We start from the raw sequence: 24,460 nt of genomic DNA on the forward strand, positions 1-24,460 counted from the left end.
GTCAGGTTGAATGTGAATTGTCAGACACGCAGTTTGCCCAATGCCGGCCGGTTACGCACTACCTTGTGGGAGCGGGCTTGCTCGCGAAAGCGGTGTGTCAGATGACATTGTTGGTGACTGACACACCGCTTTCGCGAGCAAGCCCGCTCCCACAGGGGGTGGGGGGCACAGGGATTTGCGGTGTTATGTCAGACGAGCGGGCCGCGTGGGTAGCGCTTGAGCTTTTCGATCAGCTCGGCGCCCGGGATTGGCCGGTCGAACAGGTAGCCCTGGCCGACGTCGCAGCGGTGGCGACGCAGGAAGGCCAATTGCTCGGCGGTCTCGATGCCTTCCGCCACGACCTTGAGTTTCAAGTTGTGAGCCATGGCGATCACCGCTGAAGTGATTTCCATGTCGTCCTGGTTGTCCGGGATTTCGTGGATGAAGCTGCGATCGATCTTGATGATGTCGATCGGGAATTTTTTCAGGTAACTCAGCGACGAATAACCGGTGCCGAAGTCGTCCATGGCCAGGGTCAGGCCCAGGCGCTTGAGCTGGTCGAGCTGCAAGTGGGTGTCTTCGGTGGCTTCCAGCAACAGGCCTTCGGTCAGCTCCAGCTCCAGCAGGTTCCCCGGCAGCGCTTCTTCCTTGAGGATGTTGGCGATGGACGCCACCAAGTCCGGGTCGGAGAACTGCTTGGGCGACAAGTTGATCGCCACCTGAAGATTGCCCAGGCCGGCGGCGGTCAGGTCTTTGCTCATGCGGCAGGCCTGGCGGGCGATCCATTTGCCGATCGGGATGATCAAACCGGTTTCTTCGGCGACGCTGATGAACTGGTCCGGGCGGATCATGCCTTTTTCCGGGTGGTTCCAGCGCAGCAGCGCTTCCATCCCCAGCAGGCGACCGCTGCGCAGGCACAGCTTGGGCTGGTAGAACACGTCCAGCTCGTTCTGGGTCAGGGCGCGGCGCAGGTTGTTCTCGACGAACAGCTTGTAGCTGGCCTCGGCGTTCAGCGCTTCGGTGAACACCTGGACCTGGTGTTTGCCGTTGGCCTTGGCCTTGTGCAGCGCCAGGCCGGCGTTGCGCATCAGGGTCTGTGGATCGCGACCATGCAACGGCGCGCAGGCCAGGCCCACGGAGCCAGTGACGCTGATCAATTGGTTGTCGACGAACATCGGCTTGTCGAGGGTCGCCAGCAATTGGTTGGCGACATGCTGGCCCATCGCGAGGTCGGTGTTGTCCAGCAACACGGCGAATTCGTTACTGGCAAACCGCGCCAGGCTGCCGCTCGGGCTCAGGCTGTTGCGCAGGCGTCGGGCCAGGCTGATCAGCAGTTTGTCGCCGGTCTGGTGGCCGAGGCTGTCGTTGATGCGCTTGAAGTTGTCGATGTCCACCAGCAACAGGCTGATCGGCGTGTCGCTGTCTCGGGCGAAGCGTTCGTCGAGGTTGCGGATGAACGCCGGGCGGTTGCCAAGGTTGGTCAGGTTGTCGGTGTAGGCCAGGCGCTCGATGCGCTGCTGGGCGAGTTTGGTCTGGGTGATGTCTTCGTAGATGCCGATGTAGTGCGTCAGCTCACGGTTGTCGCCGTAGACCTTGGAAATCGACAACTGGCCCCAGTAGGGTTCGAGGTTTTTCCGGCGGCTCTTGAACTCGCCCTGCCAGCTGTTGCTCTTGGCCAGCGCCGAGGGCGCGTCGAACAGCAGCTCGCTGAGGTTTTCCAGCGCCGGCAGTTCCGACAGGCGCTGGCCGTGGACTTCTTCGGTGCTGTACTGGGTGATCGCCGTGAAGCTCGGGTTGACGTATTCCACCACGCCGTCGCAATTGACCAGCAAAAAGGCGTTGGCGCTTTGCTCGACCGCACGCTGGAACAGGTGCAAGGCGCTGGTGGCGGTGCGACGGTTGTGGTTGTTGATGACTTGGGCGAACTGGTCGGCCAGCTCGCCGGCGAAGGCTATTTCGTCCGACTGCCAGGCGCGGGTCGCGCCGGTCTGTTCCAGGCACAGCACGCCCACCACCTGGCCGTCGACACGGATGCTGGCGTCAAGCATCGCGTTCACATCACGCGGGCGCAGGCTCTCGGCCATTTCCCGGGTGCGTGGGTCGCGCATGGCGTTGTGCGCGTCGATGGCGCGGCTGCTGTGCAAGGCGTCGAGGTAATCCGGGAAGCCGCTGACGTCGATCGGGTCCGGCAGCTGGTAATCCCCGGAGGCGCGGTGATAGGCCGAGATCGGCACCAGCAGCGAGCCTTCGAGGTTCCACAGGCTGGCGCAGTCGATTTCGTAGATATCGCAGGCGCTGCGGGTGATCAGTTCGGCGGCTTCTTGCAGGGAATTGTTGGTGCTGTAGCGCTGGCGAGTCAGCAGCAGGATCAAGTCTTGCTGGGCGCGCACCCGGTCCAGGTGCTGCAGCTGTTCCAGCTGGGCGCGTTGGTTGAGTTCCAGGGCGATTTGCAGGCGCGAGTTCTGGGTTTCCAGGTCCAGCGACGGCAGCAGGGGGTCGCCCTCGAACACGCCGTCCACGACCATCAGGTAGCCGCGCAGCAGGTGTCGATTGTGTTGTCGGTAGGCTTCGCCGAGTTCGAGCAGGCTCAGGGAGCCTTTGGCGGTGTGCAGGTTGTAGCGGATCAGGTAATGCGGGCTGTCGCTGAGTTGTTGCTGAATCGCGTCGTGCAGCTGATAGCGCGCTTCGGGCTCCATCAGGCTGGCGTACGGTGAGTCGACCAGGGCACAAAGCTCCACGGCCGGCAGACCAAACTGTCGTTCGCAATTGGGATCGAGAAACAGCAGCGCCCAGCTAGCTTCATTCAGCCGTTCGAAACGCAGCATGCCGAGCCGCGAGGGCACAGGCAATTGCGTCACTACCTCGGCCACCATACGGCTGGCGGCATCGGGTTGGCTTTTCATTGAGGGAAACTCGCTTCGAATGTGCTGATCGCGCCGGGCTCTCGCCCTCTTAACTGTTGCCTGCGGCAAGGTTGCATCATTGCGACACTGACTGACAAGAGACATGAAGGCCAAGTGCTATAAGAATATGTCGGCAGGGGCGAAGATTTCTCCAGCCAGCGTCGAAAACTAATGCATTTGACCTTCATTACCTCAGCGCAACGGGATGCTGATCGATTGCAGACGTTGGCCATTGCGGTCGTGATAATTGACCTTAACCTGCTCCCGATCCACCACCAGATGGGCGAAGTTGTCTTCGCTGACCACCTCGCTGGTCAATTCATGCCGATAATCTCCCGCAGCGGTTTGCGCCAGCGCCTGATCGAAAATGAAGGTGGATGCGGAGGCGTACGGCAGCAATTTGCTGTTGCACAGGGGGGACGACACGATTGTGTGCACTTCGAAGTCCGGGTCCTCGCTGTGGGTCAGGCGACTGGTCAGGGAGCCGTGGACGTCGCCGGAAACGAAGATGACGTTCTTGATGCGGTGCGTACGAATCGTCTCCAGCAACCGTAGGCGTTGTTCCGGGAAGGCTTGCCAGGCGTCATCTCCATTAAGTTTGCGGTCGGGGTAGAACATCACGCTGGTGACCACGAATTTGACCCGGGCCGGGCTGTGGATCAGCCATTTACACAGTGCCTGTTCCTGCGCTTCGTCGAGGATGCGTCGATCATCGGCCGACAAGTTGCGACGGGTTCGGCTGTCGGTGACAAACCATTCAATATCGCCTTCTGCGAATTGATACCAATACCGCTCCAGTGTTTGGCTTATTTGCCCATTGGCCAGTAACTCATGCGCTGGACTATGGCTGGCTTGGTATATCTCATAGGCTGCCATGGCGTTCTTATATAAATAAGCATCGGCCTTGCTCTCATTGGCAGGCCAGTTGTCTTCAATTTCATGGTCGTCGAGGATCATGTAAGTCGACATGCTGGACATTAACCTGGCGATGTTCGGCTGAGAGAACGCCGCACGGTATTTGGTGAGGATTTCCTTGTACTCCCGGTCGGGAGCAATAATGTTCAGATCATCCACGTAAATTTGGTCGCCGGTCATCAACATCGTGCTGATGGGCGGTTCGGCCTGCTGTGCGAGTTCGGTGATCGCGGCAAAGATCCGGTCGCCGGTCTGGGGAGCGATTGCCACACCTGCGGTCAGGCGCAAGTAGCGGCATGAGCCCACAATGTACGCCCGCGGCGTGCCGGTTTTGCTGGACAGGGTGCGAAAGCGATAAATCTCCCGTGGCCATTGCAGCGGCAGCTCCTCAATCGTCTCCACGGTATGTACCGGGCTCATGGGGCTGAACCATCCGGCCTGATACTCGTATTCGGTGTCGGTGGCGAGGTCATTGAGCACAATCACATCGGACATATCGCGCACGATCGACAATTTGGTAAATACGCCTTGGGACCAACGCTCTTCTCCAGCGCGCCGACAGCGAATACCGGCAAATACCAATGCGTTGTCCTGAAGTTCGCCGCGCAAAAAAATGCGCACGTGGTTAGTTGTGGTGTGGCCAACAATAGGGCCGATAGTCGGTTTTAACATGTTCGAATCCATTCGAAATAACGCTAACTAAGCAAAAAAGGTTTTCAGTATTCATAAGCAAATTCTGTCTAACTAAGCCTAGTTATTGAACGGCAAAAAATATCGAGCGGAAGTGGACTTGGGTTGTGGGCGATGTAAGCCACGGTTGTAGGAAGATGCTTTATTCAAGGCAAAAAAAAGCCCCGCCAAATTGGCGGGGTTGAGGTACGAGCGTGGCGCTCGGAAAACGTGGAACGCGACAGGCCCTCCAGTGAAGGAGGGCCGGCCGGTGTTACAGCAAGATGGTGCGGATGTCCGCCAGCAGGCTGCTCAGACGCTGGGTGAAGCGTGCAGCAGCGGCGCCGTTGATCACACGGTGATCGTAGGACAGCGACAGCGGCAGCATCAGTTTCGGCTGGAAGGCTTTGCCGTCCCAGACTGGCTGGATGGTTGCCTTGGAAACACCGAGGATCGCCACTTCCGGCGCGTTGACGATCGGCGTGAAGCCGGTGCCGCCAATGTGGCCGAGGCTGGAAATGGTGAAGCAGGCGCCTTGCATGTCGTCAGCGGTGAGCTTCTTGTCGCGGGCTTTGGCGGCCAGAGCAGCGGCTTCGGCTGCCAGTTGCAGCAGGCTCTTCTGGTCGACGTTCTTGATGACCGGTACCAGCAGGCCTTCAGGGGTGTCGACCGCGAAGCCGATGTTCACGTACTTCTTGCGGATGATCGCCTTGCCGCTTGGTGCCAGCGAACTGTTGAAGTCCGGCAGTTCCTTGAGCAGGTGCGCGCAGGATTTGAGCAGCAGCGGCAGGATGGTCAGCTTGACGCCGGCCTTCTCTGCAACGGCTTTCTGAGCGATGCGGAACGCTTCCAGGTCGGTGATATCAGCCGAATCGAACTGAGTCACGTGCGGGATGTTCAGCCAGCTGCGGTGCAGGCTCGACGCGCCGATTTGCATCAGGCGGGTCATCGGCACTTCTTCGGTTTCACCGAAGCGGCTGAAGTCCACAACCGGAATCGGCGGGATGCCCGCGCCACCGGTTGCGCCAGCAGCAGCGGCCGGTGCTTCCTTGGCCTTCTGCATCATGGCTTTGACGTAAACCTGCACGTCTTCTTTCAGGATGCGACCGTGCGGGCCACTGGCGCCGACGGCGCTCAGCTCGACGCCGAACTCGCGAGCCAGTTGGCGTACAGCCGGGCCGGCGTGAACCTTGGCGCCCGGCTTGGCCGGTGCAGCGGCAGGTGCGGCAGGTGCTGCGGCAGCAGGAGCCGCTTCAGCCTTGGCCGCTTCAGCCTTGGCCGCCGCAGCAGCAGGCGCAGCGGCTGGAGCTGGAGCAGCGGCCGGAGCAGCGCCTTTGACTTTCAGCTTCAGGATCAGGTCGCCAGTACCGACTTCGTCATCCAGCTTGATGGAAACGCTTTCCACCACACCAGCGGCAGGCGATGGAATTTCCATGCTCGCCTTGTCGGATTCCAGGGTGATCAGCGACTGGTCGGCGGTGACGGTGTCGCCCGCCTTGACCAGCACTTCGATGATCTTGGCCTTGCCCGACGAACCGATGTCCGGGACGTGAATGTCCTGAACGCTGTCCGCAACCGGTGCAGCCGGGGCCGCAGCGGCAGGTGCCGGAGCAACGGCAGCAGGCGCAGCCGCCTGAGCAGGCGCGGCCGCAGCACCCGCCACTTCCAGATCCAGGATCAGGTCGCCGGTGCCGACTTCGTCGTTGAGCTTGACGCTGATGCTCTTGACCACGCCAGCGGCAGGCGATGGAATTTCCATGCTCGCCTTGTCGGATTCCAGAGTGATCAGCGACTGATCAGCCTCGACGGTGTCGCCGACCTTGACCTGGATCTCGATGATCTGGGCCTTGCCTGCCGAACCGATATCCGGCACGTGCACTTGCTGAACCGAAGCGGCAGCAGGCGCGGCAGCGGGTGCTGGAGCAGCAGCGGCGGCAGGCGCAGCAGCCGGCTTCTCTTCAGCTTTGGCAGCCGGCGCAGCGGCAGCCGCAGGGGCCGCATCAGCGGCACCTTCGACTTCCAGTTCCAGCAGTTCGTCGCCTTCTTTCAGGCGATCGCCCAGCTTCACTTTCAGGCTTTTGACGATGCCGGCCTTGGGAGCAGGGACTTCCATGCTCGCCTTGTCCGATTCCAGCGTCAGGATGCTCTGTTCGGCTTCGATACGGTCGCCGACCTTCACAAACAGTTCAATTACTTCACCTTCACCGCTGCCGATGTCAGGTACGCGAATGAGTTCGCTCACAGAGTGTCTCCTCAGCAGTCCAGTGGGTTGCGTTTTTCCGGGTTGATCCCGAACTTGGCGATGGCTTCAGACACCACCTTAGGTTCGATATCACCACGGTCAGCCAAGGCTTCCAGGGCTGCCAACACCACGAAATGACGGTCGACTTCGAAGAAGTGACGCAGCTTCTTGCGGCTGTCACTGCGGCCGAAACCGTCGGTGCCCAGGACTTTGAATTCCTTGGACGGGACCCACTGACGAATTTGCTCAGCGAACAGCTTCATGTAGTCGGTAGACGCGATGACCGGACCTTTACGGCCGTTCAGGCACTCTTCGACATAGCTCAGTTTAGGCTTCTGGCCCGGGTGCAGACGGTTGGTGCGCTCGACGGCCAGGCCATCGCGACGCAGTTCGTTGAAGCTGGTAACGCTCCAGACGTCGGCGGCAACGTTGAACTCTTCACGCAGAATCTTCGCCGCTTCACGGACTTCACGCAGGATGGTGCCGGAGCCCATCAGCTGAACGTGGTGCGCCGCTTCGCGGGTGTCTTCCTCGAGCAGGTACATGCCCTTGATGATGCCTTCCTCGACACCGGCCGGCATGGCTGGCTGCTGGTAGGACTCGTTCATCACGGTGATGTAGTAGAAAACGTCCTGCTGCTCTTCGGTCATCTTCTTCATGCCGTCCTGGATGATCACCGCCAGCTCGTAGCCGTAGGTTGGATCAAAGGTGCGGCAGTTCGGGATGGTGGCAGCCAGGATGTGGCTGTGACCGTCTTCGTGTTGCAGGCCTTCGCCGTTCAGCGTGGTCCGGCCGGCGGTGCCGCCGATCAGGAAGCCACGGGTACGGCTGTCGCCGGCAGCCCAGGCCAGGTCGCCGATACGCTGGAAGCCGAACATCGAGTAGAAGATGTAGAACGGCAGCATTGGCTGGTTGTGGCTGGAGTACGAAGTACCGGCAGCGATGAAGGAGCTCATGGCGCCCGCTTCGTTGATGCCTTCTTCGAGGATCTGGCCCTTCTTGTCTTCCTTGTAGAACATCACCTGGTCTTTATCGACTGGCTCGTAGAGCTGGCCGACGGACGAGTAGATGCCCAACTGACGGAACATGCCTTCCATACCGAAGGTACGGGCTTCGTCCGGAATGATCGGAACGATGCGCGGGCCGATTTCCTTGTCCTTGACCAGTTGCGCGAGGATCCGCACGAAGGCCATGGTGGTGGAGATTTCACGGTCGCCCGAACCATCAAGGATTGCCTTGAGGGTATCCAGCGATGGCGTCGGCACGCTGAAGCTTTGTGCGCGGCGCTGTGGCACGAAACCGCCCAGTGCAGTGCGGCGCTCGCTCAGGTAGCGGGCTTCGGCGCTGTTTGGCTCCGGCTTGAAGAACGGCAGGTTTTCCAGCTCTTCGTCGCGCACAGGGATGTCGAAACGGTCGCGGAACAGCTTCAGGCTTTCAACATCAACCTTCTTGGTGTTGTGCGCAGTGTTCTTCGCTTCGCCGGCACCGGTGCCATAACCCTTGATGGTCTTGGCCAGGATGACGGTCGGTTGTTCTTTGTGGTTGACCGCTTCGTGGTACGCCGCGTAGACCTTGTACGGGTCGTGGCCGCCACGGTTGAGTTTCCAGATCTCGTCGTCGGACAGATCAGCAACCATCGCCTTGAGTTCTGGCGAGTTGAAGAAGTGTTCACGCACGAACGCGCCGTCTTTGGCTTTGTAGTTCTGGTACTCGCCGTCGATGACTTCGTCCATGCGGCGTTGCAGGATACCGTCGACGTCTTTGGCCAGCAGTGGGTCCCAGAAACGGCCCCAGATGACTTTTGTCACGTTCCACTGAGCACCGCGGAACACGCCTTCGAGTTCCTGGATGATCTTGCCGTTGCCGCGAACCGGGCCGTCGAGGCGCTGCAGGTTGCAGTTGATGACGAAGATCAGGTTGTCGAGCTTCTCGCGGCCAGCCAGCGAGATCGCGCCCAGGGATTCCGGCTCGTCGCACTCGCCGTCGCCCAGGAAGCACCAGACTTTCTGCTTGCCTTCAGGGATGAAGCCACGGGCTTCCAGGTACTTCATGAAGCGTGCCTGGTAGATCGCCTGGATCGGGCCCAGACCCATGGATACGGTCGGGAACTGCCAGAAATCAGGCATCAGCCAAGGGTGCGGATAGGACGAGAGGCCCTGGCCGTCGACTTCCTGGCGGAAGTTGTTCATCTGGTCTTCGGTGATGCGGCCTTCCATGAACGCACGGGCGTAAACGCCTGGCGAGGTGTGACCCTGGAAGTAGATCAGGTCGCCGCCGTGTTCGTCGGTCGGGGCCTGGAAGAAATAGTTGAAGCCGATGTCATACAGCGTGGCGCTGGAGGCGAAGCTGGAGATGTGACCGCCCAGGTCCGAATCTTTCAGGTTCGTACGCATCACCATGGCCATCGCGTTCCAGCGCACCAACGAGCGAATGCGGCGTTCCATGAACAGGTCGCCAGGCATGCGTGCTTCGTGGGTAACGGGAATGGTGTTGCGGTATGGCGTGGTGATGGCGTAAGGCAACTGCGAACCGCTGCGAGTTGCGAGTTCACCCATACGGGTCATCAGATAGTGAGCGCGGTCTTCGCCTTCTTTGTCGAGAACCGATTCCAGGGCGTCCAGCCATTCCTGGGTTTCGACGGGATCGAGGTCTTGCATGGCTTGCTCCAGGGCGGAAAGGCTTCCAGAATCGGTTGCCTGAGTTTGCGACTGGCCTTGTGGGCAGACGATATAAATTCTTGGATTGCCGAGTGGTAGGTTCCGGCGGCGTGTAGTTTTACTACAAATCATCGGGCATTTCAGCTATCCGAATGTATATACGAGTAGTAAAACTACAGATGAGCGGCTTGTGGCCTCCGGCTGCGTTGTGAGAATAATCGTTAAGGTTGGTCTTTTGCCAACCGAAAAAGGTGAAAGCTTGATGCTGTCTGCCAAAAATAAAGAAATTTCAGCTATTTCTAACCTTTGTTCGACAGTCGATCACGTAGTGCGATTTGAAAATTCACTACATGCCGCCCTCTACACGCCGATCAAGGATAGACCATGAGCCTCCCCGTGCTTGCCGAACTGCCCGGCATTCTCCTGCCGTTTGTCACCCGCGCCGAGCAGTCGTTCCGCACCGCCGTGGCCGAGTTGGAAGATGACCATGGCCTGTCTGCCTGGACGCCTGAACGCTGGGCGCAATTCGCCCGCGTCACCGCCGCCAGCGACTTCGTGACTGAGCAAAGTGTGCGTGACCCTTTGATGTTGCTGGCGCTGGTGCAGTCCGGCGAGCTGGACCGCAGCTTCGCCCCCGGCGAACTGTGCGGGCAGATCGCGGCGGCAGTGAATGCGGCCGAAACCGAAGACGAACTCGGTCGCGTCCTGCGCCGCCAGCGCACCCGTCATCAAGTGCGGATCATCTGGCGTGACCTGACTCGCCAGGCTGATCTGATCCAGACCTGCCGCGACCTCTCGGACATGGCCGATGCCAGCATCGATCAGGCCTATCAGTGGTTGTACTCGCGCCACTGCCAGCAGTTCGGTGTGCCGACCGGTCGGCGCAGCGGCGAGCCGCAGCAGATGGTCATCCTCGGCATGGGCAAGCTCGGCGCCGTGGAATTGAATCTGTCGTCGGACATCGACCTGATTTTCGCCTACCCCGAGGGCGGCGAAACCGTCGGCGTGAAACGCTCGCTGGATAATCAGGAATTCTTTATTCGACTCGGTCAGCGTCTGATCAAGGCGCTGGACCCGATGACCGTCGACGGTTTTGTCTTCCGCGTCGACATGCGCCTGCGGCCATACGGTTCGGCCGGTGCCTTGGTGCTGAGCTTCAACGCGCTGGAGCAGTATTACCAGGATCAGGGCCGCGACTGGGAACGCTACGCGATGATCAAGTCGCGGGTGGTGGCGGGCGATCAAGTGGCCGGTGCGCAATTGCAAGAAATGCTGCGGCCGTTCGTGTACCGGCGTTACCTCGACTTCTCTGCGATCGAAGCGCTGCGCACCATGAAGCAGCTGATCCAGCAGGAAGTGCGGCGCAAGGGCATGGCCGACAACATCAAGCTCGGCTCCGGCGGCATTCGCGAGGTGGAATTTATCGCCCAGGCGTTCCAGCTGATCCACGGCGGTCGCGACCTGAGCCTGCAGCAACGTCCACTATTAAAAGTACTGAGCACCCTCGAAGGTCAGGGTTACCTGCCGCCAGCCGTGATCAGCGAACTGCGCGAAGGCTACGAATTCCTGCGTTACACCGAACACGCGATCCAGGCGATTGCCGATCGCCAGACCCAAATGCTGCCGGACGGCGCGCAGGATCAGGCGCGTATTGCCTATATGTTGGGCTTCGCTGACTGGGAGGCTTTCCATGAGCAGCTGATGTATTGGCGCGGCCGCGTGGCCTGGCACTTTGGTCAGGTGATTGCCGATCCCGATGAAGAGGAAGGCACCGAAAGCGAAGTGGTGGTCGGCGGCGAATGGCTGCCGCTGTGGGAAGAGGCCCAGGATGAAGAGGCCGCATGCCGCCAGTTGGAAGAGGGCGGTTTCGCCGATGCCACCAAGGCGCTGAAAGCGTTGGCCGGTTTGCGCAGCAGCCCGCAATTGCGCGCGATGCAACGCTTGGGGCGCGAGCGCCTCGATGCATTTATTCCGCGGTTGTTGGCTCAGGCCGTCGAGCATGCCAATCCGGATCTGGTGCTGGAGCGCGTGCTGCCGCTGGTTGAAGCGGTGGCCCGTCGCTCGGCGTATCTGGTGCTGCTGACCGAGAACCCCGGCGCGCTGCGACGGTTGCTGACCTTGTGCGCCGCGAGCCCGTGGATCGCTGAGCAGATCACCCGTTTCCCGCTGCTGCTTGACGAATTGCTCAACGAAGGCCGGCTGTTCAAACCGCCGATGGCGCCGGAACTGGCCGCCGAATTGCGCGAGCGCCTGACGCGAATTCCCGAGGACGACCTCGAGCAGCAAATGGAAGCCCTGCGCCATTTCAAACTGGCGCACCGCTTGCGCGTCGCCGCTTCGGAAATCGCCGGCAGCCTGCCGTTGATGAAAGTCAGCGATTACCTGACCTGGCTCGCCGAGGCGATCCTCGCGCAAGTGTTGGCCCTGGCCTGGCGCCAGACCGTGGCCAAATACGGCACGCCACTGCGCACCGACGGCACCTTGTGCGATCCGGGCTTCATCATTGTCGGTTATGGGAAAGTCGGCGGGCTGGAACTGGGGCATGGTTCGGACCTGGACCTGGTGTTCATCCACGATGGCGATCCGCAGGCGGAAACCGATGGACCGAAACCCATCGACGGCGCGCAATTTTTCACCCGTTTGGGGCAGCGGATCATTCATTTGATTACCACCCAGACCAACTCCGGCCAGCTGTATGAAGTCGACATGCGCCTGCGACCGTCCGGCGCCTCGGGGTTGCTGGTGAGTTCGGTGGGGGCGTTTGCCCGGTATCAGGAAAACGAAGCCTGGACCTGGGAACATCAGGCGCTGGTGCGGGCGCGGGTGCTGGTCGGCAGTCAGGATGTCGGCCAGGCGTTCGAGAAGGTCCGCGCGGCGATATTGGGCAAGCCGCGGGACCTGGCGACCTTGCGCCAGGAGGTGAGTGAGATGCGCGCCAAGATGCGCGATAACCTTGGCAGCAAGAGCACCGCGGCCGGCACCGCGGCAAATGCCTTCGAGGCCACGGCGCCGTTCGATCTCAAGCAGGACGCCGGAGGTATCGTCGATATTGAATTTATGGTGCAATACGCGGCCTTGGCGTGGTCCGAAACACACCCGCCATTGCTGCGCTGGACGGACAACATCCGCATTCTGGAGGAGCTGGAACACGAAGGGCTGATGCCCGCCGAAGACGCCAGCTTGTTGCGCGAGGCCTACAAAGCCTACCGCTCCGCCGCGCACCGGCAGGCCTTGCAGAAGGACGCCGGGGTGATACCGGGCGACCAGTTTGTGGATGAACGCCGCCAGGTATTGCGGATCTGGCGCGAGCTGGGGCTAAGCTGAAAACGGACAGTTGCAACACCCAATACCCATGTGGGAGCGGGCTTGCTCGCGAAGGGGCCGTTAAATTCAACATTAATGGCGACTGACACTCCGCCTTCGCGAGCAAGCCCGCTCCCACAGTTAATCTGCGGTGTTTTGTAAACTGAAGCAGCTAAGCTGCACCGCACTGGATGTGCACAAAATTGATCCGGCGAGCCCCAACCGGCTCGTCCAAATGACCTGACAGCCAAGGCTGCAGGTGCTGGATTCTCGAGGCGGGGAGGCGTATGCCTCCCCGGTTCGTTTTTGGAAACCACATGAAAATTCTGATCGTTGGGCCCAGTTGGGTCGGTGACATGGTGATGGCGCAGACACTGTTTCAGTGTCTCAAGCAACGCCACCCGCAGTGCGAAATCGACGTCCTGGCTCCCGAATGGAGCCGGCCGATCCTGGAGCGCATGCCCGAAGTCCGTCAGGCCTTGAGCTTTCCGCTCGGCCACGGCGCCCTCGAGCTGGCGACGCGTCGGCGCATCGGCAAATCCCTGGCTGGCCAGTACGACCAGGCGATCCTGCTGCCAAACTCCTTGAAATCGGCGCTGGTGCCGTTCTTCGCCGGTATCCCGAAACGCACAGGCTGGCGTGGCGAGTTTCGCTACGGCCTGCTCAATGACGTGCGCACGCTGGATAAAGAACGTTATCCGCTGATGATCGAGCGCTTCATGGCCCTGGCTTATGAGCGCGGTGCCGAACTGCCGACGCCTTACCCACGGCCGAGCCTGCAGATCGACCCGGTCACCCGCGAGGCGGCACTGGCCAAGTTCGGCCTGACCCTCGACCGGCCGGTGTTGGCCCTGTGCCCCGGCGCCGAGTTTGGCGAATCCAAGCGCTGGCCGTCCGAGCATTACGCCAAGGTCGCCGAAGCGAAGATCCGCGAAGGCTGGCAGGTCTGGTTGTTCGGCTCGAAAAACGATCACGCGGTGGGCGAAGAGATCCGCGCGCGGCTGATTCCAGGCTTGCGTGAAGAGTCGGTCAACCTCAGCGGCGGCACCTCCCTGGCCGAAGCCATCGACTTGATGTCGTGCGCCGATTCGGTGGTTTCCAACGACTCCGGCCTGATGCACGTCGCCGCCGCGCTGAACCGCCCGTTGGTGGCGGTCTACGGCTCGACGTCGCCGGGTTTCACGCCACCACTGGCCGAACACGTCGAAATCGTGCGCCTGGGCCTCGACTGCAGCCCGTGCTTCGATCGCACCTGCCGTTTCGGTCATTACAACTGCCTGCGCCAGCTCATGCCGCAAGCGGTGAACGAAGCCTTGCAGCGGTTGCACGGCACTGTGGTCGAGGTCAAATAGTTTGCGCGTTCTGCTGATCAAGACTTCTTCGCTGGGCGACGTGATTCACGCGTTGCCGGCGTTGACCGACGCGGCGCGGGCGATCCCCGGCATCACGTTCGACTGGGTGGTGGAAGAAGGCTTCGCCGAGATCCCGACCTGGCACCCGGCCGTGGGCAAGGTGATTCCGGTGGCGATCCGTCGCTGGCGCAAGAACCTCTGGCAGACCCTTAAAAGTGGCGAGTGGAAGCGCTTCAAGCAAAGCGTTCGCGCCACGAAATACGATCTGGTGATTGATGCCCAGGGTTTGCTGAAAAGCGCCTGGCTGACGCGCTATGTCAAGGCGCCGGTCGCCGGGCTGGACAAGGACTCGGCGCGCGAGCCCATCGCCGCACGTTTCTATTCCCGTCGCCTGGCCGTGGCTCGTGGGCAACACGCGGTTGAGCGGGTGCGCCAACTGTTCGCCCTGGCACTGGGCTACGACCTGCCAAAAGGCCTGGGCGATTACGGCCTGAACGTCGAGCGTCTGGTGGAACTGCCGCGCAAGAACCCTTACGTGCTGTTCCTGCACGGCACCACATGGGACACCAAACACTGGCCGGAAGCGTATTGGCGCGAACTGGCCGAGCGCGTCGGCTACCTCGGCGTCGCCGTGAAGCTGCCGTGGGGCAATCCGGTCGAGAAGGCCCGGGCTGAGCGCATTGCCGCAGGGTTCCGGCATGTCGAAGTGCTGCCCAAGCTGAACCTGGCGGGAGTTGGCAAAGTACTGGCCGGCGCTCAAGCCTGCGTGGCGGTGGACACCGGTCTCGGCCACTTGGCCGCCGCACTCGACGTGCCAACCCTGTCGCTGTTCGGCCCGACCAACCCGGGCCTGACCGGCGCCTACGGCAAGGCGCAGATTCACATCGCCAGCGACTTCCCCTGCGCGCCGTGCCTGCAAAAGAAATGCACCTATCAACCGACGGCCGAAGATGCCCGTCAGTTCGACCTGAAACGCGAGTGGCCGCTGTGCTTCACGCGTCTGAATCCCGAGCGTGTCGCGACCCGACTGAGCACGTTGTTACTGGCTGAGGAGCTGCGCTGATGCAATTGGCATTCGTCTTGTACAAGTACTTTCCATTCGGGGGCTTGCAGCGCGACTTCATGCGCATCGCCCTGGAGTGCCAGCAGCGCGGCCATCAGATTCGCGTCTACACGCTGATCTGGGAAGGCGATGTCCCGCCGGGTTTCGAAGTGCTGGTGGCGCCGGTCAAGGCGTTCTTCAACCATCGGCGCAACGAGAAGCTCAGCGAGTGGATGGAAGCGGACCTGGCCAAGCGTCCCGTGGACCGTCTGATCGGTTTCAACAAGATGCCCGGCCTGGACGTTTACTACGCCGCCGACGGCTGTTTCGAAGACAAGGCACAGAACCTGCGCAACTCGCTGTACCGTCGCTGGGGCCGCTACCGGCACTTCGCCGAGTACGAGCGCGCGGTGTTCGCCAAGGACGCCAAAACTGAAGTGCTGATGATTTCCGAAGTCCAGCAGCCGCTGTTCATCAAGCATTACGACACGCCGCTGGAACGCTTCCATTTGCTGCCGCCGGGCATTTCCCAGGACCGTCGCGCGCCGGCCAATGCCGCCGAAATCCGTGCCGATTTCCGTCGCGAATTCAACCTCAAGGACGATGAGCTGCTGCTGGTGCAGATCGGCTCCGGGTTCAAGACCAAGGGCGTGGATCGCAGTCTCAAGGCGTTGGCCGCGTTGCCCGCTGATCTGAAGAAACGCACCCGGCTGTTTGTAATTGGCCAGGACGACCCCAAATTATTCCAGATGCAGAGCGCCACATTGGGGCTCGGCGACAACGTGACGTTCCTCAAGGGCCGCAGCGATATCCCGCGTTTCCTGCTCGGCGCCGACGTGTTGATTCATCCGGCATATAACGAAAACACCGGGACCGTGCTGCTCGAAGCCCTGGTGGCCGGGTTGCCGGTGCTGGTGAGCGCGGTGTGCGGTTACGCCCATTACATCGCCGAGGCCGACGCGGGCCTGGTGTTGGACGAGCCGTTCGATCAGGCACAACTGACCCAGTACCTGACCGGCATGTTGAACGACGCTCAAGCACGGGCGGCCTGGAGCCGCAACGGTCTGGCCTTCGCTGAGACGGCCGACCTCTACAGCATGCCGCAGCACGCGGCCGATGTGATTCTGGCGGAGCACGCTTAATGAAGTTGATGCTGGCTGAACCGTTCAAGAGCCTTTGGGCAGGACGCGATGCGTTCACCGAAGTCGAAGGCTTGCAGGGCGAGGTTTACCGTGAGCTGGAAGCGCGCCGGACCTTGCGCACTGAAGTGAACGGCAATGGTTTTTTCGTGAAGATCCACCGTGGCATCGGCTGGGGCGAGATCTTCAAGAACCTGCTGACGGCCAAGTTGCCGGTACTCGGCGCGGGTCAGGAGTGGAAGGCCATTCAGCGCCTGAAAGAAGTTGGCGTGCCGACCATGACCGCGGTTGCTTACGGCGAGAAGGGCAGCAACCCGGCGGATCAGCACTCGTTTATCGTCACCGAAGAACTGGCGCCCACCGTCAGCCTCGAAGACTTCAGCATCGACTGGATCAAGAACCCGCCCGAGCCCACGCTCAAGCGCGCGCTGATCGCCGAAGTCGCGCGCATGACCGGCATGATGCACCGCGCCGGGGTCAACCACCGCGACTGCTACATCTGCCACTTCCTGCTGCACACCGACAAACCGGTGACGGCTGACGACTTCAAACTCTCGGTGATCGACCTGCATCGCGCCCAGACCCGCCCGGCGATCACCCAGCGCTGGCGCAACAAGGACCTGGCGGCGCTGTACTTTTCGGCCCTCGACATCGGCCTGACCAAACGCGACAAACTGCGCTTCCTCAAAGGCTACTTCCAGCAGCCGCTGCGCCAGATCCTGGCCGAAGAAGCGTCGCTGCTCGCCTGGCTCGAAGGCAAGGCCAACAAGCTTTACGACCGTAAACAGCGATACGGGGATGCGCTCTGATGCCCGGTTGGAAACTGGAACCTGCTTACAGCAATCTGGCGGAAGATTTTGGCAGCCTGGAAGCGGTGTTCGCGCTTCAGGGCGAGCGCCTGACGCGCGACCCGCTGTCGGAGGTCATTCGCGTCAATCGCAACGGCGTCAATTATTACGTCAAGCGCTACAGCGGCGCCGGCAAAGGCCTGCGCCGTTATTTGGGCAAGCCTCGAGTCAAGGCCGAATGGCAGAACCTCAAGCGCTTCGCCAAGTGGGGCATTCCCACCGCCGAAGTGGTTGCCTGGGGCCTGGAGCGACGCGGTGCAGCGTATGCCCGTGGCGCGATGATTACCCGCGAACTGCCCAACACCGAAGACTTGTCGGCCCTCGCGGACCGGCACGATCCGAAGTTGGCGGACCGCGCCTGGGTCGATACCGTCAGCCGTCAGTTGGCCGGTTACACCCGGACCATGCACGACAACCGTTTCACCCATAACGATTTGAAGTGGCGCAACCTGCTGATCGACGATAACGCCAAGCTGTTCCTGATCGATTGCCCCAACGGCGATTTCTGGCGCGGCTTCTGGCTCAAGTACCGGATCACCAAGGACCTGGCCTGCCTCGACAAAGTGGCCAAATATCACCTGTCGGCCACGCAGCGCCTGCGCTTTTACCTGCAATATCGCCAGCGTGACCGGCTGAATGCCGACGACAAAAAACGCATCCGGCACGTGGTTAGATTTTTCGAGGGACGCGAATGACTGATTTTCTGGCCGCTGAAGACCGTGCGCTCCTTGAGCGTCATGGCCTCGGCACTTTTGACGCACTGTGGGCCAAGCAGCTCGACGCGGTGGATGAACCCAACACCGTCGGTGGCGGCTGGAGCAGCGTGTTTCGGCTGGATCTGGAAGGTCATGGCTACTACCTCAAGCGCCAGAGCAACTACATGACGCGCACCTTTCATGCACCGTTGGGCGAGCCGAGTTTTGCCCGCGAGTTTCGCAACATCAGCCGTTATCAGAAACTGGGTATTCCGGCGCTGCAGGCGGCGTTTTTCGGCGAGCGCAAAGTCGACGGGGAAGTGCGGGCGATTCTGCTGACCCGTGCACTGGACGGCTGGGATGACCTGGATTCGCTGTTGCAGCGCTGGTCGGACCTGAGCGAAGCGCAACACTCGGCCATTATGAAAGCCTGTGGCGAACTGGCGCGGCGCCTGCACGGCGTGCGCCAGCTTCACGGGTGTTTCTACCCTAAACATATTTTTCTGCAGGCCACGGGCGAGGGTTATCAGGCGCAGTTGATCGACCTGGAAAAAACCCGGCCGTTGCTGTTCGGTCAGCGTGACCGGATCAAGGATCTGGAACCGTTGCTGCGTCGTGCGCCGGAGTGGACTGAAGCGCAGTTGCGCGAGTTGCTGGCGGTCTACGTGGATCAGCCGCGGGACAGTTCGCTGGTGGACAGTTGGGTTTCGCGCCTGACCGCGCGGCGCAGTCGCAAGGAGACGCGCTGATGCGGTTGTCCGAACTGAAAAACGCCGGTCGCAGCCCGAGCCTGCCCATGAGCATTTCACTGGCCGATGCTGCTGGTCCTGCCGAGTTACAACTCTTGAGTCTGTTGCGCGTATTGCCCGGGCAGCGTTACGTCGGTGCCGGCGTGTGGCGCGGCCGGCCAGTGCTGGCCAAGTTGTTGGTCGGCAGCAAAGCGCCGCGGCATTTCCAGCGTGAACGGGACGGTGTGCGTTTGCTCGCCGATCAAGGCCTGACCACGCCGCAGCTGCTGGCGGACGGTTTGAACGAGGGCGAGGGCGGCTGGCTGCTGTTCGACTTCATCGAAGGCGCCGAAAGCCTGGGAGATACCTGGAAACAGGTCGAGCACTTACCGGTGCTGGCGGATATGCAAGGCGCCGTGCTGGCCGAAGCGTTGGGCGCCATTGGCCAAATGCATCGCAAGGGGCTCTGGCAGGAAGACCTGCACCTGGACAACCTTTTGCGTCAGCGCGGTCGGTTGTACCTGATCGATGGCGGCGGCGTCTGTGCTGAAACGCCGGGCCAGCCGCTGTCACGGCAGAAAGTCCTGGAAAACCTCGGCGTGTTTTTCGCCCAGTTGCCCAAGTCGCTGGAGCCGTTCACCGAAGAGTTGCTGGTGTATTACCTGCTGAGCAACGGCGAACACGCGTTGCCGATGGAAGCGTTGCAGAAGCAGATCGACAAGGTTCGCAGCTGGCGCTTGAAGGACTATCTGATCAAGGTCGGCCGCGAATGCACGTTGTTCAGCGTGCAGCGTGGGGCGTTTGGCCTGCGGGCGATTCGTCGTGAAGAGGAAGCGGCGATGCTGCCGGTGCTGGAACAGGCCGATGTCTTGCTTGACCAGGGCCATCTGTATAAGACCGGCGGTGCGGCAAGCGTAGGAAAAGTCGAAGTTGATGGTCGGACGCTGGTCATCAAGCGCTACAACATCAAAGGCTTTGCGCACTGGCTCAAACGCTTCTGGCGCCCGAGCCGTGCCTGGCACTCGTGGCGCGAAGGCAATCGCCTCGCGTTCCTTGGCATCGCCACACCCAAACCGTTGGCGTTGCTGGAGAAGCGTTTTCTCTGGTTGCGCAGCCGGGCGTACTTGATCACCGAGTATCTGCCGGGGCCGGACATCATCGAGCGTTTTGCGCCGTACGTTGAAAAGGGCGATGCGCCCGAGGCTGAATTGGTGGCGCTGGATCATCTGTTTGCCGAGCTGATCCGCGAGCGCATCAGTCATGGGGATTTCAAGGGCCACAACCTGTTCTGGCAGCAGGATCGCTGGGCGTTGATTGACCTGGATTCGATGTGTCAGCACGGCTCGACGAGCAGCTTTGCCCCGGCGTATGCGCGGGATCGGGCGCGGTTCATGCGTAACTGGCCTGAGAGCAGCGCGCTGTATCAGGTCATTGATCAGCGTCTGCCCAAAGATATCTCTGGCGTGGCCTGAATCGGACCTTCGGTCCTTCGCGAGCAAGCCCGCTCCCACAAGGAACCTGTGTTGAACACATCATTTGTGTACAACACAAATCCACTGTGGGAGCGGGCTTGCTCGCGAAGGGGCCAGAACAGACCACGGAGATTAAGAGGACACGTTCTTGTGAACTGTCCTACATGATCCACAGACCCCATGAACTGTGCCCTGAATAGCCACGATGCTAGTTTGCCTGACGTTCACGGAGGGCAAATCTTGACCATAAAAACGGCTGTTGCGATCAGTACTTTTTCACTGGTTCTATCGGGGTGCGGGACCGCTCTGACGGTGCTGCAGGATGACGAAGACGCCACTCGCGGCCTGCGAAAACAAAAAACCTACTGCCAGTCCATTCCTCGCATCTACAGCGGCCTGGCCTACGACTTCTGCATCTTGAATGCCCCGCCCGATCCCACCGGCGTCCTCGTTCCCTTCGTATTGCTGGACCTGACCCTGTCGGGGGTCATGGACACCGCTTTCCTGCCCTACACGATTTACCGCCAGGCCACCGACGGCAATCTCGGTATTTACTGGCGGGCAGGCCGCAGATAAGCGGGACGCCACGCTTTCGTCCAAGAGGGGTAATAAGCGCTGGGTCATTCCCGCCATGTTTACGCTATAATCCCGCCCTTTAGCTGTCTCTCGCCCCTTGCGAGGGGCACATTAATTTTTGAGGCGCTTGTCGCCTGCATGCAGACTAAAGAGGCTAGACCCCTGTGGCATTGACGATTCTTGGCCTGTCCGGCGCCCTTAGCCATGATCCTTCCGCAGCCTTGTACATCGACGGCAAGCTGGTCGCGGCGGCTGAAGAAGAGCGCTTTGTGCGCGATAAACATGCAAAGAACCGCATGCCTTACGAGTCGGCGAAGTTCTGCCTCGAGCAGGCCGGCATCAAGCCATCCGACGTTGACGTGGTCGCGATTCCATTCGCCCCGATCAGCATTTTCGGCAAGGCTCGCTGGCAGTACGCCAAGCGTTACTGGTACGCCCCGGACCGCGCACTCGACGCGATCCTGATGGGCAACCGTCGCTACAAACGTTATCGCAACAAGATTGTCTGGTGCCTCGAGCAATTGGGCTTCGATCCTAAGAAAATCAAGATCGAGCCGGTCGAGCATCATCTGGCCCACGCCTCCAGTGCTTACCACTGCTCCGGTTTCAAAGAGAAAACCGCGATCCTGGGGATCGACGGCAAGGGTGAGTACGCCACGACCTTCTTCGGTTATGGCGAAAACGGCAAGATCCACAAGATCAAGGAATTCTTCGATCCGGACTCACTCGGCGGCCTGTACGGCGCGATCACCGAGTTCCTCGGTTTCGACATGCTCGATGGCGAGTTCAAAGTCATGGGCATGGCGCCGTACGGCGACGCCAGCAAATACGATTTTTCGCGCCTGGCTTCGTTCGAGAACGGCGAGCTGGTGATCAACACTGACTACGCCAACGTCATCGGCCTGCGTCGCTACAAAGAGAAGGGCAAAGGTTATTACTTCTCGCCGAAGCTGATTGAGTGGCTGGGGCCGAAGCGCGAAGGTGATATCGCTGACGAGCCGTACATCCACTACGCGGCGAGCATTCAAGCGCTGTTCGAAAAAATTGCGCTGCAGATGATCGACTACTACCTGGGCGACGTGCTCAAGGAAACCGGCAAACTGGCCTACGCCGGTGGCTGTGCGTTGAACGTCAAGCTCAACCAGAAAATCATCGCCCGTGACGACGTCAAGGAGCTGTTCGTACAGCCTGCTTCCGGCGATGCCGGCACCGCAGTCGGCGCAGCAGCCTACGTGTCCAATGCCCGTGGCGTGCCGGTCGAGAAGATGGAACACGTCTACCTCGGCCCGTCGTACAGCAACGAAGACGTTGTCGCCGCGTGCGCCCGTCACCCGAGCAAGCCGGTCTGGCGCAAGCTCGAGAACATGCCGGAAAACATTGCCAAGATCATGGTCGATGGCAACCCGGTGGCCTGGTTCCAGGGTCGCATGGAGTTCGGTCCGCGTGCCTTGGGTGGTCGTTCGATCATCGGTTGCCCGAGTGCTGTCGGCGTGGCTGACCGTATCAACCACCAGATCAAGTTCCGCGAGCGCTGGAGGCCTTTCTGTCCGTCGATGCTCGACACCGTCGCGCCGCAGATGATCAAGATCGATCACCCTGCGCCGTTCATGACCTTCACCTTCGAAGTGGCTGAAGAATGGAAGACCCGCGTGCCGGAAGTCGTCCATGAAGACGGTACTTCCCGGGCCCAGGTGCTCAAGCGCGAATACAACCCGCGCTACTACGACATGATGAAGGCGCTGGAAGGACTGACCGGCAACGGCGTGTCGCTGAACACCTCGCTCAACCGTCGTGGTGAGCCGATGATCTGCTCGCCGACCGACGCGCTGAACATGTTCTTCGGTTCGGATCTACAGTATCTGATCATGGAAGACATCCTGGTGGTCAAAGAGGGCGCCAACGCTTATGACACGCTCGGCTGAACGCCATGTGTTGCAGTTCTGCCACGGCTATGACGGGCCGTTCCTGGACTGCGCCCGGCAGTACGCCAGCCTGTTCGCGGGGACTGGCTATCGGGTGACCACGGTCTTTTTGACCGGGGCCGCCGATAGCGAAGTGGCCGCGAACTGCGCTTCCGATGAAGTGCTGTTCATGGAGTACAGCTCCAAGGCCATTCGTGGCCTGAAGCTGGGCGCCATCGGCGATCTGCGCAAGATCGCCGCCTCGCGCAACTTCAGTTTCTGCATTGCTCACCGTTTCAAGCCGATCTACATCGCCTTGCTCGGCACCTCGCTGCCGGTGATCGGTGTGCATCACGCCTTTGGCGATTACAAGCGCGGCACCCGCAAACTGTTCGCGCATATTTTCCGCAAGCGCCTGAGCCTGCTCGGTGTCTCCGACGCGGTGCGTGACGACATGCGCCGTTGCCTGCCGAAATGGCCGGCCGGGCGGATTCAGACGCTTTACAACCGTGTCGATGTGCCGGCGTTGCAGACCAGTCAGGTGTCGGTGCGTGAAGCCCGGGAAACCCTCGGCCTGTCGGCGGATGCGTGGATTGTCGGCAATGTCGGGCGGCTGCATCCGGACAAAGACCAGACCACGCTTCTGCACGGTTTTGCCGAGGCATTGCCGGGCCTGCCGGCCAACAGCCAACTGGTGATTCTCGGTAGCGGTCGCCTTGAAGAGGACCTCAAGGCCCTGGCCCGGGAACTCGGTATCGGCGATCGCGTGCTGTTCCTCGGCCAGGTACCGGATGCCCGTCGCTACTTCCGCGCTTTCGATGTGTTTGCCCTGAGTTCGGATCACGAACCCTTCGGCATGGTGCTGCTGGAAGCCATGGCTGCCGGCGTACCCTTGCTCGCTACCGCGTGTGGCGGGGCGAAGGAAGTCGTTGAAGGTGTGGGTATTCTGTTTCCGCTGGGCGATGCCGAACACCTGGCCCAAGGGCTGCAACACCTGGCCGCGATGGACGACCAGCAACGTCATCAGTGCGCCGAGCTGATGCTCGACCGCTTGCGTGAGCGTTTCTCCGACCGCGCGGTACGCGATGCTTTCTGGCATTTGCCGCACGTCACCGAACTGGCACCGAGGGGCTGATGCTCAACCGATTTCAAGGCTGGCGCGAACGGGGCTGGGCGGTGGTCGACGCCTCGACTTATGCACAGGCCTGGCAACGTTTTGGCGGCAGCGTCGCGACCCATCCCCTGGTGGTTGAACGCCTGGCACAGTTGGCCGACATCCCGGTGCGTTACCTGGCCTGGGAGCAAAACGGTGAAGTCAAAGCCGCCATCCCGACCTGGGGGCGCGACCTGGCACTGTCCAAAGACGTACTCAAGCGCCGCGGTAAAAAAGGCTTGTTCGACCTCGGCAATGCCGAGTTGATCCTGCCCGCCGCTGCTGATGCCCAAGCGCCTCTGCGCCATCGCGGACGTTATTTGTCGGCGCTCAGCGAAGGCCGTTTCACCGACATCAAGTTGCAGACCGAACAATTGGCCATGGCCCGCACGCCGGAAGAGTTGTCGAAGAAGTTTCGCTACAACCAGCGCCGTGAATTGCGTCTGCTGGAAGAGGCGGGCGGCGTGGTTCGGCCGGTCGCCGAGTTTTCCAGCGCTGAGCTGGGCGCGATCTATTGCGACCTGTTCCAGCGTCGCTGGGGCTTCCCGGCCACCGGTGCCGAACGCATGGCGCAGGTGATTGAGTTGCTGCGGGACCTGCTGATCGGCTCGGTGATTTTCCTCAACGATGCGCCGATTGCGATTCAACTGGTGTATCGCGTCGAGGCGCCGGAGTGGATCAGCGTCGAGTACATCAACGGCGGCGTCGATCCTGAAACGCGCGAGTTCAGCCCCGGCAGCGTGCTAAGTTTCCTCAACACCCAAAGTGCCTGGGAACACGCCCGCGCCTTGGGTAAACCCTTGCGGTTTTCCTTCGGCCGCGCCGACCGGGAATACAAGGACCGCTGGTGCAATCCTGTGCCGGTCTTCACTGTGTGAGTGAGCCC

The 24,460-nt window shown here is 60.9% G+C and carries 16 protein-coding genes; 12 read left to right on the plus strand and 4 right to left on the minus strand.

Annotated elements, in window-relative coordinates:
* Window positions 1-188: 188 nt before the first annotated feature.
* The 4 genes from ACA049_RS02405 to aceE all read right to left on the minus strand — a co-directional run bounded on the left by ACA049_RS02405 (window position 189) and on the right by aceE (window position 9,365).
* Window positions 189-2,882, minus strand: a complete 2,694-nt coding sequence (locus ACA049_RS02405; RefSeq protein WP_497332834.1) for a sensor domain-containing phosphodiesterase — start codon at window positions 2,880-2,882, stop codon at window positions 189-191.
* Window positions 2,883-3,074: 192 nt separating this feature from the next.
* Entirely contained in the window at window positions 3,075-4,469 is a 1,395-nt protein-coding gene (locus ACA049_RS02410; protein WP_497332836.1) for an alkaline phosphatase D family protein, read from the minus strand.
* 271 nt (window positions 4,470-4,740) lie between these two features.
* Window positions 4,741-6,708, minus strand: a complete 1,968-nt coding sequence (gene aceF, locus ACA049_RS02415; RefSeq protein WP_497332838.1) for a dihydrolipoyllysine-residue acetyltransferase — start codon at window positions 6,706-6,708, stop codon at window positions 4,741-4,743.
* 11 nt (window positions 6,709-6,719) lie between these two features.
* Window positions 6,720-9,365 carry a pyruvate dehydrogenase (acetyl-transferring), homodimeric type gene (aceE, locus tag ACA049_RS02420; RefSeq protein ID WP_497332840.1) on the minus strand — a complete coding sequence of 882 codons (2,646 nt, stop codon included), beginning with the start codon at window positions 9,363-9,365 and terminating at the stop codon, window positions 6,720-6,722.
* A gap of 384 nt (window positions 9,366-9,749) precedes the next feature.
* Here aceE and glnE point away from each other — a divergent pair, with 384 nt between their 5' ends.
* The 12 genes from glnE (at window position 9,750) to ACA049_RS02480 (ending at window position 24,452) form a co-directional block, all read left to right on the plus strand.
* Window positions 9,750-12,689: a bifunctional [glutamate--ammonia ligase]-adenylyl-L-tyrosine phosphorylase/[glutamate--ammonia-ligase] adenylyltransferase gene (glnE, locus tag ACA049_RS02425; protein WP_497332842.1), complete on the plus strand. Its 2,940-nt coding sequence runs from the start codon at window positions 9,750-9,752 to the stop codon at window positions 12,687-12,689.
* Between the two features lie 296 nt (window positions 12,690-12,985).
* Window positions 12,986-14,020, plus strand: a complete 1,035-nt coding sequence (waaF, locus tag ACA049_RS02430) for a lipopolysaccharide heptosyltransferase II (RefSeq protein WP_497332844.1) — start codon at window positions 12,986-12,988, stop codon at window positions 14,018-14,020.
* A gap of 1 nt (window position 14,021) precedes the next feature.
* Window positions 14,022-15,083 carry a lipopolysaccharide heptosyltransferase I gene (waaC, locus tag ACA049_RS02435; RefSeq protein WP_497332846.1) on the plus strand — a complete coding sequence of 354 codons (1,062 nt, stop codon included), beginning with the start codon at window positions 14,022-14,024 and terminating at the stop codon, window positions 15,081-15,083.
* Window positions 15,083-16,204 (plus strand): glycosyltransferase family 4 protein, encoded by a 1,122-nt coding sequence (locus ACA049_RS02440; RefSeq protein ID WP_497332848.1) that lies wholly within the window; start codon window positions 15,083-15,085, stop codon window positions 16,202-16,204. Before waaC ends, ACA049_RS02440 begins: the two co-directional genes overlap by 1 nt.
* The gene (gene rfaP / locus ACA049_RS02445) at window positions 16,204-17,010 is read left to right on the plus strand and encodes a lipopolysaccharide core heptose(I) kinase RfaP (RefSeq protein ID WP_497332850.1); all 807 of its coding nucleotides are present in this window, start codon (window positions 16,204-16,206) and stop codon (window positions 17,008-17,010) included. Before ACA049_RS02440 ends, rfaP begins: the two co-directional genes overlap by 1 nt.
* Window positions 17,010-17,744 (plus strand): lipopolysaccharide kinase InaA family protein, encoded by a 735-nt coding sequence (locus ACA049_RS02450; protein WP_497332852.1) that lies wholly within the window; start codon window positions 17,010-17,012, stop codon window positions 17,742-17,744. The genes rfaP and ACA049_RS02450 overlap by 1 nt, the downstream gene beginning before the upstream one ends.
* Window positions 17,741-18,493: a lipopolysaccharide kinase InaA family protein gene (locus ACA049_RS02455; RefSeq protein ID WP_497332854.1), complete on the plus strand. Its 753-nt coding sequence runs from the start codon at window positions 17,741-17,743 to the stop codon at window positions 18,491-18,493. The genes ACA049_RS02450 and ACA049_RS02455 overlap by 4 nt, the downstream gene beginning before the upstream one ends.
* Entirely contained in the window at window positions 18,493-19,944 is a 1,452-nt protein-coding gene (locus ACA049_RS02460; protein WP_497332856.1) for a lipopolysaccharide kinase InaA family protein, read from the plus strand. The genes ACA049_RS02455 and ACA049_RS02460 overlap by 1 nt, the downstream gene beginning before the upstream one ends.
* Window positions 19,945-20,184: 240 nt before the next feature.
* Window positions 20,185-20,520, plus strand: a complete 336-nt coding sequence (locus ACA049_RS02465) for a YceK/YidQ family lipoprotein (RefSeq protein WP_497332858.1) — start codon at window positions 20,185-20,187, stop codon at window positions 20,518-20,520.
* 164 nt (window positions 20,521-20,684) lie between these two features.
* Window positions 20,685-22,442, plus strand: coding sequence for a carbamoyltransferase family protein (locus ACA049_RS02470; RefSeq protein ID WP_497332860.1), 1,758 nt, complete (start codon window positions 20,685-20,687; stop codon window positions 22,440-22,442).
* Window positions 22,426-23,556, plus strand: a complete 1,131-nt coding sequence (locus ACA049_RS02475; protein ID WP_497332862.1) for a glycosyltransferase — start codon at window positions 22,426-22,428, stop codon at window positions 23,554-23,556. Before ACA049_RS02470 ends, ACA049_RS02475 begins: the two co-directional genes overlap by 17 nt.
* On the plus strand, window positions 23,556-24,452 hold the full coding sequence (locus ACA049_RS02480) for an antimicrobial resistance protein Mig-14 (RefSeq protein WP_497332864.1): 897 nt from the start codon (window positions 23,556-23,558) through the stop codon (window positions 24,450-24,452). The genes ACA049_RS02475 and ACA049_RS02480 overlap by 1 nt, the downstream gene beginning before the upstream one ends.
* Window positions 24,453-24,460: the final 8 nt, after the last annotated feature.

This window comes from Pseudomonas sp. LBUM1662, assembly GCF_059695915.1.

Coding starts and splice junctions, on each gene's coding strand:
- ACA049_RS02440 (WP_497332848.1), top strand. CDS start 15,083: ATGCAATTGGCATTCGTCTTGTACAAGTACTTTCCATTCGGGGGCTTG.
- ACA049_RS02460 (WP_497332856.1), top strand. CDS start 18,493: ATGCGGTTGTCCGAACTGAAAAACGCCGGTCGCAGCCCGAGCCTGCCC.
- aceE (WP_497332840.1), bottom strand. CDS start 9,365: ATGCAAGACCTCGATCCCGTCGAAACCCAGGAATGGCTGGACGCCCTG.
- ACA049_RS02480 (WP_497332864.1), top strand. CDS start 23,556: ATGCTCAACCGATTTCAAGGCTGGCGCGAACGGGGCTGGGCGGTGGTC.
- ACA049_RS02455 (WP_497332854.1), top strand. CDS start 17,741: ATGACTGATTTTCTGGCCGCTGAAGACCGTGCGCTCCTTGAGCGTCAT.
- ACA049_RS02450 (WP_497332852.1), top strand. CDS start 17,010: ATGCCCGGTTGGAAACTGGAACCTGCTTACAGCAATCTGGCGGAAGAT.
- glnE (WP_497332842.1), top strand. CDS start 9,750: ATGAGCCTCCCCGTGCTTGCCGAACTGCCCGGCATTCTCCTGCCGTTT.
- ACA049_RS02475 (WP_497332862.1), top strand. CDS start 22,426: ATGACACGCTCGGCTGAACGCCATGTGTTGCAGTTCTGCCACGGCTAT.
- ACA049_RS02410 (WP_497332836.1), bottom strand. CDS start 4,469: ATGTTAAAACCGACTATCGGCCCTATTGTTGGCCACACCACAACTAAC.
- ACA049_RS02405 (WP_497332834.1), bottom strand. CDS start 2,882: ATGAAAAGCCAACCCGATGCCGCCAGCCGTATGGTGGCCGAGGTAGTG.
- rfaP (WP_497332850.1), top strand. CDS start 16,204: ATGAAGTTGATGCTGGCTGAACCGTTCAAGAGCCTTTGGGCAGGACGC.
- waaF (WP_497332844.1), top strand. CDS start 12,986: ATGAAAATTCTGATCGTTGGGCCCAGTTGGGTCGGTGACATGGTGATG.